The 13,392-nt window shown below is 39.6% G+C and carries 12 protein-coding genes; 10 read left to right on the top strand and 2 right to left on the bottom strand.

What is annotated here, in order from left to right:
* Positions 1 to 3: 3 nt before the first annotated feature.
* Positions 4 to 711, bottom strand: a complete 708-nt coding sequence (locus IEU90_RS05475) for a type 1 glutamine amidotransferase (RefSeq protein ID WP_153710158.1) — start codon at positions 709 to 711, stop codon at positions 4 to 6.
* A complete protein-coding gene (locus IEU90_RS05480; protein ID WP_188357840.1) occupies positions 711 to 2,048 on the bottom strand; it encodes a Mur ligase family protein in 1,338 nt (445 codons plus the stop codon). Before IEU90_RS05480 ends, IEU90_RS05475 begins: the two co-directional genes overlap by 1 nt.
* 228 nt (positions 2,049 to 2,276) lie before the next feature.
* On the opposite strand from IEU90_RS05480, the gene IEU90_RS05485 reads away from it, so the two are divergent.
* The 10 genes from IEU90_RS05485 to IEU90_RS05530 all read left to right on the top strand — a co-directional run bounded on the left by IEU90_RS05485 (position 2,277) and on the right by IEU90_RS05530 (position 13,193).
* A complete protein-coding gene (locus IEU90_RS05485; RefSeq protein WP_188357841.1) occupies positions 2,277 to 2,849 on the top strand; it encodes a thymidine kinase in 573 nt (190 codons plus the stop codon).
* A gap of 24 nt (positions 2,850 to 2,873) precedes the next feature.
* Complete coding sequence (gene prfA / locus IEU90_RS05490) at positions 2,874 to 3,956, top strand: peptide chain release factor 1 (RefSeq protein ID WP_182597494.1); 1,083 nt, start codon at positions 2,874 to 2,876, stop codon at positions 3,954 to 3,956.
* Positions 3,949 to 4,815: a peptide chain release factor N(5)-glutamine methyltransferase gene (prmC, locus tag IEU90_RS05495; protein WP_153710161.1), complete on the top strand. Its 867-nt coding sequence runs from the start codon at positions 3,949 to 3,951 to the stop codon at positions 4,813 to 4,815. The genes prfA and prmC overlap by 8 nt, the downstream gene beginning before the upstream one ends.
* Before the next feature lie 5 nt (positions 4,816 to 4,820).
* On the top strand, positions 4,821 to 5,849 hold the full coding sequence (locus IEU90_RS05500; RefSeq protein ID WP_153710162.1) for an L-threonylcarbamoyladenylate synthase: 1,029 nt from the start codon (positions 4,821 to 4,823) through the stop codon (positions 5,847 to 5,849).
* 110 nt (positions 5,850 to 5,959) lie between these two features.
* Positions 5,960 to 7,195, top strand: a complete 1,236-nt coding sequence (gene glyA, locus IEU90_RS05505) for a serine hydroxymethyltransferase (RefSeq protein ID WP_153710163.1) — start codon at positions 5,960 to 5,962, stop codon at positions 7,193 to 7,195.
* Positions 7,196 to 7,287: 92 nt separating this feature from the next.
* A complete protein-coding gene (gene upp / locus IEU90_RS05510; RefSeq protein WP_153710164.1) occupies positions 7,288 to 7,923 on the top strand; it encodes a uracil phosphoribosyltransferase in 636 nt (211 codons plus the stop codon).
* Between the two features lie 136 nt (positions 7,924 to 8,059).
* Entirely contained in the window at positions 8,060 to 9,787 is a 1,728-nt protein-coding gene (gene ptsP / locus IEU90_RS05515) for a phosphoenolpyruvate--protein phosphotransferase (protein WP_153710165.1), read from the top strand.
* 100 nt (positions 9,788 to 9,887) lie between these two features.
* Positions 9,888 to 11,003, top strand: coding sequence for a YibE/F family protein (locus tag IEU90_RS05520; protein ID WP_188357842.1), 1,116 nt, complete (start codon positions 9,888 to 9,890; stop codon positions 11,001 to 11,003).
* Positions 11,000 to 11,773, top strand: coding sequence for a YibE/F family protein (locus tag IEU90_RS05525; protein ID WP_153710166.1), 774 nt, complete (start codon positions 11,000 to 11,002; stop codon positions 11,771 to 11,773). The genes IEU90_RS05520 and IEU90_RS05525 overlap by 4 nt, the downstream gene beginning before the upstream one ends.
* 148 nt (positions 11,774 to 11,921) lie before the next feature.
* A complete protein-coding gene (locus IEU90_RS05530; protein WP_188357843.1) occupies positions 11,922 to 13,193 on the top strand; it encodes a solute carrier family 23 protein in 1,272 nt (423 codons plus the stop codon).
* Positions 13,194 to 13,392 lie beyond the last annotated feature (199 nt).

The following is a 13,392-nucleotide window of genomic DNA, read 5'->3' on the forward strand; positions in this document are numbered from 1 at the left end:
TTACTAAAATGTAGGCTTTATTTTAAGCGCTTTTTGACTACTCAAGTCTGCATCTGGGTATTTATGTTCAAGGGCTGCTAAAAGAATCTTTTTAGCAATTTCACCATTTCTTGTAAGAATTGGTCCATGGAAGTAGGAGCAGTATGTGTTTTTATAAATTGCCCCTTCAGTGTGGTCTTCGCCGTTATTCCCATTACCAGAAATAACTTTTCCAAGCGGCCGTTCATCTTTTCCTAAGAAGGTTCGACCGTTATGATTTTCAAAACCGTGATATTCTTGGCCGCTTTCTTCATTTTTAATAGTGATATCACCGATGAAACGATGGTTATCCTGGCTTAGCGTGTAGTGATCAAGGATGCCAAGTCCCGGAATCTTTTCACCGCCAGCACCGATATAATAGTGACCGAGAAGCTGATAACCACCACAAATAGCAAGAAGGGGTTTCCCGTCGTTAATAAACTTACTAATTCCTGCTTTCTTATTTGGAAGGTCTTTGGAAACAACGAGTTGCTCGTAATCCTGACCACCGCCAAAGAGTGCTAGGTCAAAGTCCTGGGGATTAAACTCATTGTCGATACTAATAACTTTGACGTCGATATCTGTATCCATTTGTTTAGCATAATATTGAAGAGCAATAATATTGCCAACATCACTATAGGTATTCAACAAGTCGCCATAAAGGTGGGCGAGGTGCAAGTGATATTTTGCCATCAGTCCATTCCTCCCTTAATATAGCCTTTATCTGCTAGTTGCTTACGTAATTGAAGAACCGCTGTATAGGTAGCGAGAATATAAACATGCTCAGTAGGCATTTCTTTAATTTTATCAATTACTTGTGTTAAGTCCGGCTCATGCCACATTTCGTTCACGCCAGCCATTGTTAACCGGGTTGTAATATCTTTATACCGTTCGCCACCAGTCATATATTGCGGAATTTGGTGACGAGTAAGCTTTTCAAAGTCACCGTCCCAGATCCAACTAGTATCAATACCATCAGCATAATTAGCGTTCAGTAAGAAGGCAAAACTAAATGGCTTTTCATCGGTTTCAATCATATCTAAGACTTGATTAAGGCCAACTGGGTTTTTAACAAGAATCAAAGTGACCTGCTTTCCATCGATATTAATCACTTCTTGTCGACCAAAGACTCGTTCATCTGATTCAAATGCATCCTTAATCTGTGACTGGCTTACTCCTAAGAAACGACCAAGCGAATAAGCGGCTAAAGCATTATAAATGTTGTATAGTCCGCCGATTCCAATTGTATATTCCTGTCCATCAATCTCAAAAGTTGAGTGTGTGGGGGTAAGTTTATTAATCTTTGTAACGGCATACGTTAATTTTGGACGATGGAAACCGCAGTGTGGACAGAAATAGTTACCTAGCCCGGCATAAGTACGCATCCGATATTTTAAGATATGCTGGCACTTGGGACATAGTAAGCCATCGGTGTTAGCAGGCGCGTTAAAAGGTTCTTTTTCCTCATGGTTGAAGCCATAATAGATAATTGGGTTAGGTAATTCTTTACTATTGAAGAGCTGCTCATCCCCATTAGCGATAATCGTTGCCTTTGATGCTAATTTGACCCCCTGCAAAATCTTATTGTACGTGGTATAGATTTCACCGTACCGATCCATTTGATCACGGAAAATGTTGGTAAAGACAAACGCAATTGGCGTGATGTGTTTACATACTTTGACTACGTTTGCTTCATCAACTTCAAGAACAGCAAGTCCTTTTTTCTTTGGACGTGGTGCAGTAATAAAGGTTGTCACAATTCCTTGCTCCATGTTAGAACCGGTTGGGTTAGTGAGAACCTGGTCATATTTTTCACGGAGAACTCGTACGCTTAATGCGGTAGTTAAAGTTTTTCCATTAGTTCCTGTTACAATTACAAGGTCATACTTTTTGCTAAAGGCTTGCAGAATATTTGGGTCAAGCTTTAAAGTTAATTTTCCTGGGAGCGAGCTTCCGCCGTTCATAAACGTATGGAGGAACCAGTAGCTTGACCGTCCGGCAAATTCGGCAAATGAATTTCGAACTGTCATGAATAGATGTATTCCTTTCGTATCAATTGTAAATAATACAATATTGATGATTAAATTACCGTTTAATTCTAAACTTTACGATCACAAAAAGAAAGTTATTAAACTGAAATTATTATAAGATTAAAGTTATTCAATGTAAAAAACTCTTTCCTAATGTAGAAGTATTTAAATGATCCAAATTTTTGGATATAATGAAGGGTACTATGCAAACAAAAAGGAGCAATTGTAGTGGCACAACTATTCTTTAAATATGGCGCGATGAATTCTGGAAAATCAATCGATATTTTAAAAGTTGCTCATAACTATGAAGAGCAAGGGAAGCCCGTTGTCTTGATGACTAGCGGCGTTGATGACCGTTCAGGGCGCGGAATTATTGCCAGTCGGATTGGGTTAGAGCGTAAAGTGACGCCGATTATGGATGACACGAATATTTATGATTATGTCAACAAAATGGATCATAAGATATATTGTGTATTGATCGATGAAGCACAGTTTTTAAAGAAAGAGCACGTCCTACAATTAATCAAAATTGTTGATGACCTGAATATTCCGGTAATGGCTTTTGGATTAAAAAATGATTTTCGTAATGAATTATTTGAAGGTTCAAAATACTTACTGATTTATGCTGACAAGATTGAAGAGATGAAAACAATTTGCTGGTTCTGCCCTCATAAAGCAACGATGAATTTGCGAATTCATAATGGTAAGCCGGTATATGAGGGTGAGCAGGTCCAGATCGGGGGAAATGAGTCATATTACCCGGTGTGCCGGAAACACTATTTTCATCCCAAATTAAAATAATAGGAGGAATAATAAAGAATGGAAATGGAAGAAATTTTCGACAAGCTTCAAGCGGTTGCCGACCGTTACGATGAATTAAACGAGTTGATCAGTGATCCAGAAGTAATTGCCGATTCCCAGCGTTTTATGAAGCTTTCAAAGGAAGAAGGAAGCTTGCGTGAAACTGTTGAGAAATATAATCAATATAAAAAAGTTACGCAAACCATTAGTGATGATGAAGAATTATTACGCGAGACTAATGATGATGATTTAACCGCCTTAACTAAGGAGGAACTGGCAGAAGCGCGAGAAGAACAGGCACAACTAGAAAAAGATCTTGAGTTGCTTTTAATTCCTAAAGATCCAAATGATGATAAAAACATTATTATGGAAATTCGTGGAGCTGCTGGTGGGGATGAAGCGAGCCTATTTGCGGCTGACCTTTATAACATGTACCTTCACTATGCTGAAAAGCAGGGTTGGAAAGTAGAAGTTGTCGACCGTAATGAAACTGAGGTCGGTGGTTTTAAGGAAATTGCCCTGATGATTACTGGTGATAAAGTATATTCTAAGCTTAAGTTTGAAAACGGGGCACACCGGGTTCAACGGGTCCCTGTTACTGAATCAGCCGGCCGGGTTCACACGTCAACTGCAACCGTTGGGGTAATGCCAGAAGCTGAAGATGTGGACGTTGATATTGACCCTAAAGATATCCGTGTCGATGTTTACCGTTCAAGTGGTGCGGGTGGTCAGCACGTTAATAAGACATCGTCAGCGGTTCGGATGACACACTTGCCAACGGGGATTGTTGTAGCAATGCAAGATGAGCGTTCCCAACAACAAAACCGTGCTAAGGCAATGCGGATTTTAAAGTCACGGGTTTATGATTATTACCAGCAACAAGAACAGAGCGCCTATGATCAAAAACGGAAAGACGCAATTGGGACGGGTGACCGGTCAGAGCGGATTAGGACTTATAATTATCCGCAAAACCGGGTTACGGACCACCGAATTGGTTTAACCTTAAATAAGCTTGATAAGATCATGGCTGGTGATTTAGATGAAATCATTGAAGCTTTAATCGTTGCTGACCAAACGCAAAAATTGGAGCAGCTCCGGAATGAGTAGGTTCGTGCCAACTAATTACTTCATGGCTCAGCGATGGGCAAAAGAACAGCTACAAGGAACTGATATTGATCCAAGTGCACCGCAATTTTTACTTCAACAGCTACATGACTGGGATGCAACTCACTTACTATTACATAATCGTGATGAAATGCCGGTTGATGAAGTAAAATGGTGGGAGGACGCAATTACAAGGTTGCTTAAACATGAGCCTGCTCAATATATTGTTGGGCAGGCCCCATTTTATGGACGAACTTTTAAAATTAACAAAAATGTTTTAATTCCAGAAGCTGAGACGGCGGAACTGATTGATTGGGTACTACAGGAAATGCCAGCTAGCCCGCTAAAAGTTTTGGACTTAGGAACAGGCAGCGGGGTGATTGGCATTACTTTGGCGCTAGAACGTCCAAACTGGAAGGTAAGCTTAAGTGATATTTCGCCCGCTGCTCTTACCGTTGCTCAAGAAAATATGGCGCATTTTAACTTAGAATTACCATTGATTAAAAGTGACCTATTTGAAAATATCGGTCAACGATATGACTTAATTGTGACTAACCCTCCGTATATTGACCCAGATGATACTATGGCAATGGATCAGGCTGTCCTTGAAAATGAGCCTAAGCTGGCTTTATTTGCTAGTGAGCACGGCTTAGGATTTTATCATCGCTTATTCAAGCAGGCAGGGCATTACCTAACATCGTCTGGTCAAATTTTTGGTGAAACTGGTTATGATCAAGAGGACTCAATTCAAAAATTACTACATCAAACCGATGAACACGCACAGATATGCCCACGATATGATGTGGCAGGAAAAATGAGGATGATACACGCATGGGATTTTTCAAACGCAGGAGGAAGATAGTAAGAATGGATACGAGAATTTTTCGACATGGTGAGATTGCCCAGGCAGCAGCTGCAATTAAACGTGGTGAATTAGTTGCATTTCCGACAGAAACTGTCTATGGGTTAGGGGCTGATGCAACAAACGAAGAGGCGGTTAAAAATGTTTACTTAGCAAAAGGACGGCCAAGTGATAATCCGTTAATTGTCCATGTTAATTCAATTTCAATGGTTGAAAAATATGCTGCAGAAATTCCTGATAATGCTCGAAAGCTAATGGCTGCATTTTGGCCAGGCTCTTTAACCATTATTTTAAAGATTAAAAAAGGTGTCCTTTCAAAAACGGTAACTGGTGGTTTAAAAACAGTTGCTTTCCGTTATCCAGATTGTCAGCCAACGCTTGACCTTATTGAAGAAGCGGGCGTCCCAATGGTTGGACCATCTGCTAATACTTCTGGAAAACCAAGCCCGACTACTGCTCAGCATGTCTACCATGACTTGCATGGCAAAATTGCGGGGATTCTTGACAACGGTCCGACACGAGTAGGGGTTGAATCGACCGTTCTTGACATGTCAACAGCCCATCCGGTAATTTTGCGTCCTGGTGCTGTTACTAAGAAAGATATTGAATCAGTAATCGGCTCAATTGATATTAATCATCATAAAGTCGGAAAAAATGAAGTTCCTAAGGCGCCGGGGATGAAATATAAGCATTATGCTCCTAAAGCTCAGGTGTATATTGTTGACGAGGGCACTGATTGGAACAAGGTCGTTGAATGGATTCGCCAACAGCCATTCGATGTCGGGATGATGGCAGAGGGCAAAATTCTCCAGCAAGAAGTATTACCAATGAATGCGATCCAATTCTCATTAGGTAAAAATGTTCAAGATGCCAGTGCCCGTTTATTTGATGGTTTACGGCAATTTGATGATCAGCCTAACGTTAAGGCAATTGTTACCCAAGCATTTCCAGCGTATGATTTAGGTGGTGCGTATATGAATCGGTTAAATAAGTCTGCTGGTGGTATGCACTTTGATAGTAATGCGGTAAAATAAAGACAGTTGAGTGGAAGAGAAACCACTGTCTAATTAAAAATCTCAATAAAATAATAAAGAGACTGAGTAGTTACCAGCCTCTTTATTTATAACCAGAGGAGATGTCGTGAATGAACTACGGTAAGAAGTCACCCCAGCTATGGGCAGCAATTAAAAACGAAGAACAGCGGCAACAAGATACGATTGAACTAATCGCATCAGAGAATATTGTTTCAGACGCTGTTCGCGAAGCACAAGGATCAGTTTTAACTAATAAGTATGCTGAAGGGTATCCTAATAAGCGTTATTACGGTGGTTGTGAATTTATCGATCAGGTTGAACAGTTAGCCATTGATTATGCTAAAAAGTTATTTGACGCGGCATATGTTAATGTTCAACCTCACTCTGGATCACAAGCTAATATGGCAGTGTATCAAGCACTGCTTAAGCCTGGCGATGTAATTCTAGGGATGGGAATGGATGCTGGTGGTCATTTGACCCACGGAGCAACTGTTAACTTTAGTGGAAAGTTATATAAAACGTATGGCTATGGCCTTAATTCAGCAACTGAAGAACTTGATTATGATGAGATCATGAATTTAGCTAAGAAAGTAAGACCCCAATTGATAGTAGCAGGAGCATCTGCATATAGCCGGATTATTGATTGGCAGGCATTCCGCAAGATTGCTGATGAGGTTGGAGCTTACTTAATGGTCGACATGGCCCATATTGCCGGCTTGGTTGCCACAGGGGCGCACCCAAGTCCAATTCCGGTTGCGGACGTTGTAACGACAACAACTCATAAAACATTACGCGGACCACGAGGAGGAATGATTTTATCTAAGTCGGTTGAGCTAGGCCGGAAGATCAATTCGGCGGTTTTCCCAGGTATTCAGGGTGGACCGTTAGAACATGTTATTGCAGGGAAAGCACAGGCATTTTATGAAGATTTGCAGCCCGAATATACTAAATATATTCAACAGGTAGTAAAAAACGCTGCTGCAATGGGCCAAGTATTTAAGGCAAGCGAACAGGTTCGCGTAGTTTCAGGAAAGACCGAGAATCATCTCCTTGTTTTGGACCTTACTAAAACCGGTTTGACAGGAAAAGATGCGCAAAATCTTCTTGACCGTATTCACATTACAACAAATAAAGAAGCGATCCCAAATGATCCCCGAAGCCCATTCATTACCAGTGGTTTACGAATCGGAACTCCAGCAATTACGAGTCGTGGTTTCAAGGAAGAAGATGCACAGCAAGTTGCTGAACTGATCATTACTGCCCTAACAAATCCAACTGATGAAGAAAAATTACAGCAGGTAGCGGAGCAGGTTCAAAAACTGACTGCTAAGTACCCAATCAACTAGGAAAATATGAATATAAAAAGTTGTTAGGATTCTTTGTCACACCTTGATTTTTTTGGTAGAATAGTGAAGAAATTTAAAGGAGTGTATTTAGCATGGGCAAATTTGAAGTTATTGATCATCCACTGATTCAACACAAGTTAACAATGATTCGGGATAAAAATGTAGGGACAAAGTTTTTCCGGGAAACTGTTAAAGAAATTTCAACTTTAATGGCTTATGAAGTTGCGCGTGACATGCCATTAAAGGATGTTGAGATTGAAACCCCGATTGCTAAGACGACTCAAAAAGAGCTTGCAGGGAAAAAAGTTGCTATTATTCCGATCTTACGTGCCGGATTAGGGATGGTCGATGGGATGACTGACCTTATTCCTGCAGCCAAAATTGGCTTTATTGGAATGTATCGGGATGAGGAAACATTGAAACCTCATGAATATTTTGTAAAGCTTCCAAATGATATTACAGAACGGCAATTATTTATTGTTGATCCGATGCTTGCTACGGGTGGTTCTGCAATGATGGCGATCGAAGCATTAAAGAAGCGCGGCTGCCAAGAACAAAATATGAAATTTGCATGTTTAGTTGCTGCCCCTGAGGGAGTTAAGGCTGTTCGTGAAGCTTATCCAGATGTTGATATTTATACTGCTGGATTAGATGACCACCTTAATAAAGATGGTTATATCGTACCAGGATTAGGTGATGCTGGTGACCGGCTTTTTGGTACTAAGTAAAATTTAAATATTTATCAGGTAACTGAGGAGATTGGGAAGCTTAATGTTTCGCCAATCTTTTTCTTTTAAATATGATTTTGCGTTGAAAAGGCTTTCGCTTATAATAGGTACTATATTAGAAAAGAGGGATTGATGAATGGTAACCCGAGTTAATGGGATTGCTGCAAGTGATGGGGTTGGGATTGCTCCGGCCTACTTGTTAACAAAACCTAATTTAAGTTTTGAAAAGTACCATGTTAGTGATGCGGGCAGTGAAAAGAAACGCTTGCATAATGCTTTTGACAAGATTGTTCGTAACTTGGAAACGACTAAAAAGAACCTAACTGGTAAACTTAGTGATGAAGATTTGGCAATATTTGATACCCATATTGCTATTCTTAATGATCCGGAAATGATCAAACAAGTAGAGAACCGGATAACTAATCAACGGTTAAATGCAGAGTCTGCTTTTGCTGAAGTAATAACAAAGGCGATCAAAACACTTCAGGCAATGACAGGAAATGAGTACATGCAGGAGCGGGCTGCTGACTTTCAGAACATTCAAGATCAGGTGCTTGCTGAATTAGAGGGGAAAGAGCTGCCTAATTTACGAGCATTAGATCACCCAGTAATTGTGATTGCTCATTCGATCGGTCCTTCTGATACTTCCCAGATGGATGCTCGTTTTGTAAAGGGGATCATTACTGATCTTGGTGGCCGGACCAGTCATGCAGCAATTATGGCGCGCTCTTTGCAGATCCCTGCAATTGTTGGATGCAATGATATTACAAGAAAAGCGGCAAATGGTCAGAATGTAATTGTCGATGGGTTTGAAGGCAATGCAATTATTGAGCCGGCAACTACTGAAATTAGTCAATACCAAAAAATTGCCGATAAATTTATGAATGTTCGTCAACAATGGCAACAAATGGTAGATAAGCCATCAGTAACGGCCGATGGCTCTAAATATAAAATTGCTGCTAATATTGGTTCTTCTGTTGATATTTCTTCAGCAATGGAGAATGGTGCGGACGGTGTTGGCCTATTTCGTACTGAATTTCTTTACATGAAAAGTGATCATTTACCAACCGAAGATGAACAATTTAATGCTTATCGAAAAGCTGTTGAGCAGTTAAAAGGGAAACGATTAGTTGTTAGAACTTTGGATATTGGTGGTGATAAACCATTACGCTTTATGCCGTTACCAAAAGAAATGAATCCGTTTTTAGGGTATCGGGCAATTCGGATCGCTCTTGACCGACCGGAGATGTTTCGAACACAATTAAGAGCGCTTCTTCGTGCATCTGAATTCGGAAAGATCAGTATTATGTTTCCGATGATTACGACACTGGAAGAACTTCAAGCTGCCAAGAAAATTTACTACGAGGAACAGCAAAAGTTGGCGGTTGATCATCCTGAAATTGGAAAAGATATTCGATTGGGAATAATGATTGAAGTTCCATTAGCGGCTTTAAATGCTGAACGATTAGCTGCAGAAGTTGATTTCTTTAGTATTGGAACTAATGACTTAATTCAATACTGTTTTGCAGCAGACCGTGGTAATGATTCTGTCTCGTACCTTTACCAGCCTTTGAATCCAACTTTTCTTAAGCTGATAAAGCACATTATTGATTCTGGCCATGCTCACAATACAACGGTTGAAATGTGCGGTGAGATGGCTGGTGACCGGTATTCGCTGCCCTTATTGATCGGGATGGGTCTTGATGTTTACTCAATGAGTGCTAGTTCAATTTTACGAACAAGATCGATGATGCGACAGCTTGACCGAAAAAAGTGTCAGGAACTTTATCAAGAAGCGATTACTACCTGTGATTCAATGCCAGCAGTAAAAAATTTAGTTCAGCATTGGTTAGTAGAAAACTAAAAAAGGATTTAGGAAAAGTAAAGATTTTTCCTAAATCCTTTTCTTACAAATTGTTAATAGTAAAATAACAATAGTTTGCTGTTGTTAAGGAGATGTGGGTGTGGTTAAGCAATACTGGACGAGACGAAGAATATGGCTGCTTATTTCCCTGGTTATATTAGGACTAGCAGCAGTCTTATTTACTAGTCATAACGAACGTTTTTACCGGCAGCCCATTGCAAAGGTAATGAGTGAACGAACGGTCGGTAAGCGAAGGGTAAAAGATCAATTTGATAATGTCGATCATCAATATAGCCAGCAATTGCGGGTAAAACTGATGAACGGAAAGTACCGCAATCAAGAATTAACGGTGCAAAATACCTATAGTGATTCACAACCGATGGATCAGCATTATCGAGTGGGAAACGAAATTTTTTTAACCCAGGTTCGTAAACAAAATGGTAAGTTAACGGCGAATGTTGATGGTTATAAGCGTGATACAGTGATTGTCTTTTTACTATGGCTTGTGATTTTAATGCTTCTTTTGCTGATGGGCAGGCCGGGATTATTTGCGCTTTTGAGTGTCGTAATTAATGCGATTCTCTTTTTAATTGCCATTGAAATTGATTTGAGACAAAATGGGCAGCATATTATGATGCTTTTCAGTATTTTGGCTGTCATTTTTACCTTTATTAGCCTTTTATTAGTTCTTGGTTTTAGCAAACGAATGCTAGCTACTTTTGCGGCAACAGTTATGGGAACATTCATTGCATTAGGCGTTAGTATGCTGGTATTCGCATGGACTCATGAGCGGGGGGTCTATTATGAATCCATGGAGTATGTAACTCAGGTACCGCGGCCTTTGTTTTTAGCTGAGACGTTGTTGGGTTCATTAGGAGCGGTTATGGACGAATCAAGTGATATTATCGCAACGTTGTTTGAGTTGAAACAACTGAATCCTCAAGTAACTCGTAAGCAATTATTTATTTCCGGTCGTAATGTTGGAAAATCGATTATGGGACCGCTAATTAATGTCTTATTCTTAATTTTTATGGTCGAAACTTTTACTGGCAGTCTTTTATACATTAAAAACGGTAATTCGTGGGGGTACACTTATGCAATGAATATGAGTTTAGGAACGATTCAAAGTCTAATTAGCGGGATTGGGATTGTCCTCTCCGTTCCACTTGTAAGCTTATTTGGTGCGTTATTACTTGGGAAGAAGGTGCCAAAATGACGACAATTACTGGCTTAGGATTAGTTTTGCTTGTTTTAATGATTCTTGTTGGTGGAAAACAGGGGTGGACAGCATTTTTAAGTTTGTTGCTTAATTTTGGCTTTCTATATTTTGCAATTATTCTAGTAGCATTTCATGTTCCGCCATTATTTGTTACTACGACAATCGGAATTACCATTTTAGCAATTACAATTTTTATGGGTGAAGACGACCTACGAACGACGGTTACTGCGTTCTATTCGTCCTTAATCGTATTAAGCTTGATTTTGATTTTAATTTTTGTTGTTGAACACTGGGCAATGGTTCAAGGGTTTGGAACGGAAGATAGTGACGAATTGGAAGGAATGTCAATCTTAATTGGGATTAGTTACCTAAAAGTTTCGGTTACTACTACTATTTTGAGTTCATTGGGAGCAATTGCTGAAGCTGCTATGGCAATTTCATCCGGTTTAACTGAGATTCTTGAAAATCACCCTGATCGAACTGACCGGCAGTTGATTCATAGCGGGATGGCGATTGGTCAGCAAATTATTGGGACGACATTTAATACCCTCTTCTTTGGATTTTTTGGTGGCTTTTTAGCCTTATTTATTTGGTTCTTAGGGCTTCACTATTCGTTTGGAACAATTATGAATAACAAAATTTTTGTTGCTGAAATGATCGAAATTCTAATTGCCTTTATTGGCGTCCTAATTACTGTACCGATGACAGCTTGGGTAATGACTAAGCGAAGAAAATCAGTTGTTGACAATCAAACAAAAACAAAGTAATATACGAATAACTTATAAATAGACCTTTAATCGGAGTCCCGTGAGGCTTCAAAGGTGCGGATAAAATCTTACTGTCTCGATAGGGATATTCTAGGATAAAACGACTTTGGAGCTGGATTCCAAGGTCGTTTTTTCTTAGGAGGATATTATGGCACATCGTGATAATGTTGTGTTGGACGTTGATGAGCGACCAGCTCCCTGGCATTGGTTCGGGTTATCCTTGCAGCATATGTTTTCAATGTTTGGTTCAACCGTCTTAGTTCCAATTTTGGTCGGACTAAATCCAGGAATTGCCTTATTTAGTTCTGGTGTTGGTACTTTAATGTATTTATTGATTACCAAACATAAAATTCCCGCATATATGGGATCGAGTTTCTCGTTTATTGTACCAATGATGGCTTTGATGAAAACTACGGGATATCCGGGGATTGCGCAAGGAACAATTGCCGTGGGCTGCGTTTATTTAATTGTTTCCGTGATTGTAACATTATTAGGATCAAAGTGGATTGATCACGTACTGCCGCCAATCGTTGTCGGACCGATTGTTGTTGTAATTGGTCTTTCGCTTGCTGGAACTGCTGCTAAAGATGCAACGATTAATTCAGCAACTGGCCATTATGACCTGCGTTTCTTTGCGGTTGCAATGCTGACAATGGCGATAACCGTAATTTTTAATATGTACTTTAAGGGATTTCTTGGATTAATTCCAATTTTGATGGGGATTGTTGCAGGGTATATTATTGCTGTATTATTTGGAGTTGTCGATTTTGCCCCGGTAATGAAAGCACACTGGTTTAGCCTTCCTGATTTTCAAATTCCTTTTGTTGATTACCATCCGCAATTATATTGGGGTGCGATTTTAAGTATGGCGCCGATTGCATTTGTGACAATGACTGAGCACCTTGGTCATATTATGGTCCTAAATGAGCTTACAGAGCGAAACTATTTTAAAGATCCAGGATTAAATCATACTCTTGCAGGAGATGGAACGGCCTCCATTATTGCCGGATTTGTTGGTGGACCTCCTGTTACCAGTTATGGTGAGAATATTGGTGTAATGGCAATTACCCGTGTGCATTCTGTCTATGTTATCGCTGGAGCAGCAGCATTTGCCATTTTCTTTAGTTTTATTGGTAAGCTCAGTGCGTTAATTGAATCAATCCCCTCTCCAGTTATTGGCGGAATTTCTTTCTTATTGTTTGGGGTTATTGCATCAAGCGGTTTGCGAGTGATGATAGAGAATAAAATCGACTTTAATGAAAAGCGGAACTTGATGATCGCATCTGTAATTTTAGTGATCGGAATCGGTAATGCTTATCTTCAATTAGGCAAATATCAATTCTCTGGTTTAGCAGTTGCAGCAGTTTTAGGAATTTTAATGAACCTTATACTACCGCAAAAGGCAAAAAGCGAAGTGTAAATTTAGAGCAGGATGAGAAATCTCCCATCCTGTTTTTTCGTTTGATAATGCGACAGAGTAATTAAGTAGTTGCAGAAAAATAAAGATTAAAAGAAAAGTTTGCAAAAAATGTTGAAATCGGTTTCTTTGTAGGGTTATCAACCGATTAGTAGTGTTATCTACTACTAATATTTTTTTGAATTTTAATCAAATTAATGAT

It is taken from the genome of Limosilactobacillus caviae (assembly GCF_014635905.1).
GTDB classification, from domain to species: domain Bacteria; phylum Bacillota; class Bacilli; order Lactobacillales; family Lactobacillaceae; genus Limosilactobacillus; species Limosilactobacillus caviae.